Origin of the sequence: Mesorhizobium sp. M7A.F.Ca.AU.002.02.1.1 (assembly GCF_003998535.1) — a bacterium.
In the GTDB taxonomy this organism is placed as follows: Bacteria; Pseudomonadota; Alphaproteobacteria; order Rhizobiales; family Rhizobiaceae; genus Mesorhizobium; species Mesorhizobium ciceri.
Genome location: NZ_RZPB01001121.1, coordinates 1 through 1,464, shown reverse-complemented (window position 1 = coordinate 1,464; position 1,464 = coordinate 1). Strand labels below are relative to the sequence as shown.

The 1,464-nt window shown below is 63.0% G+C and carries 3 protein-coding genes; all 3 read right to left on the bottom strand.

What is annotated here, in order from left to right:
• The coding region (locus EN879_RS35670) for an FAD binding domain-containing protein (protein ID WP_127274701.1) at positions 1-532 on the bottom strand (532 nt) is incomplete at its 3' end.
• 13 nt (positions 533-545) lie between these two features.
• Positions 546-989 (bottom strand): SRPBCC family protein, encoded by a 444-nt coding sequence (locus tag EN879_RS35665; RefSeq protein ID WP_063168521.1) that lies wholly within the window; start codon positions 987-989, stop codon positions 546-548.
• A 132-nt stretch (positions 990-1,121) separates the two neighbouring features.
• A partial coding sequence (locus EN879_RS35660) for an AraC family transcriptional regulator (RefSeq protein ID WP_164774828.1) occupies positions 1,122-1,464 on the bottom strand: 343 nt, incomplete at its 5' end.

The window sequence follows — 1,464 nt, the reverse complement described above, 5'->3', positions numbered from 1 at the left end:
GCACGGAGACGCCCTTGGGCTTGACCCTCGACACTTTCAGGAAGCGGAAACTGTCGGCCTTCGGAAGCGTGAAGCTCACGGAAGTGACGACGACGCGGCTGCCGCCCCGATTGGCCAGAAAAGTCTCGATCGGCGTTTCACCGTCATCGGTGCTGACCGTCGCATCGAGCGCCAGCAGGGCAACAGCGAAATCGCCATACGGGCTCGGGGCAAAAAGATTGCCGCCGACGGTCGCCATGTTGCGGATGGCCGGGCCTCCGACGGCACGGGCGGCCTTGGCGAGCGTGCCGAGCCCCGGATGGCCGGCGATCGCCGCCATGGTCACCGAAGCGCCGATGCAGACTTTATCGCCGGCAACGGCGATGGTGGACAGGGACGGCTCGGTCGACCTGATAAGGCCGGAAACCGAAACGTCGCCTTCATTGGCCGCGCGGACGACCAGCGTGCCGCCACCGAGATAGCGGGTGCCGGCCGCCTTCAGTGCCGCGTTCGCGTCTTTCACCGTTGCAAAAGTCTGCAGTGCCAGCGCCATGGTCTGGCTCCTGTCAGCTCTGGCCGGCGAAATGGCTTTTCAGGGCGTCGAAGCCGCCCTGAAAGACATTGGCGCCCATGCCCTCGGCCAGCTTGTCTGCCTCCTCAGGCGCGGCGTCGAAGCTAGCGGTCCATTCGGCGTAGGTGCGGTCGCCATCGGTGACGCGCCGCAGCTGCAGGGTCGCCTTGTGGTTGGTCAGCGGCTGCGGCGTCTCGAGGATGGAGTAGCTGACCAGGAAATTCTGATCGGAGAAGTCGAGCAGCTTTTCGCGTAGGCGGGCGCCGCTGGCGAGCTGGAAATTGCGCACGCAGCCGATTGTGGTGGCATCCTTGCCGTCTTCAATGTGGCTTTCCACCATGCGCGGATGCCAGCCCGGCAGCCCGTTGAAGTCGCGTATGCGCGCCCAGACCTTTTCGACCGGCGCGTCGATGACGCTGGAGATGGTGACTTTGGCCATTCAAAATGTTCCCTTGCAAAAGCGATCCGGTGCAAGGGTAGGGCGGCCATTTCAGCGACGCTTATCAATGCGTCTTGAGCGCCTATCAAGGAGTCTGAAAAAGGGCGGGGAGTCTGAAAAAGGGCGGCTGGTTCAGGCGATCGCCCGCGCGGCCTCGCGGTAGAGCGTCGGCGGCACGCCGACATGGTCGCGGAAAAAGCGCGAGAAATTGCCCTGCGTGGTGAAGCCGAGATTGCAGGCGACGGAGATCAGCGGTTCCTGCGACCATTGCAGCTGCCGCACCGCTTCCTCCATGCGCAGCGTGTTCCAGTAGACATTGGGCGTCAGATTGGTCTGTTCCTTGAACAAAGCGAAGAAATGCGGTCGCGACAGGCCGACGCTGCGCGCCACGTCGTCGAAGCAGATGCGCTCGCAGACATTGGCTCTCATCAACTGGATTGCCTTGCGGACACGAAAATCCTGCATGGTGTTGATG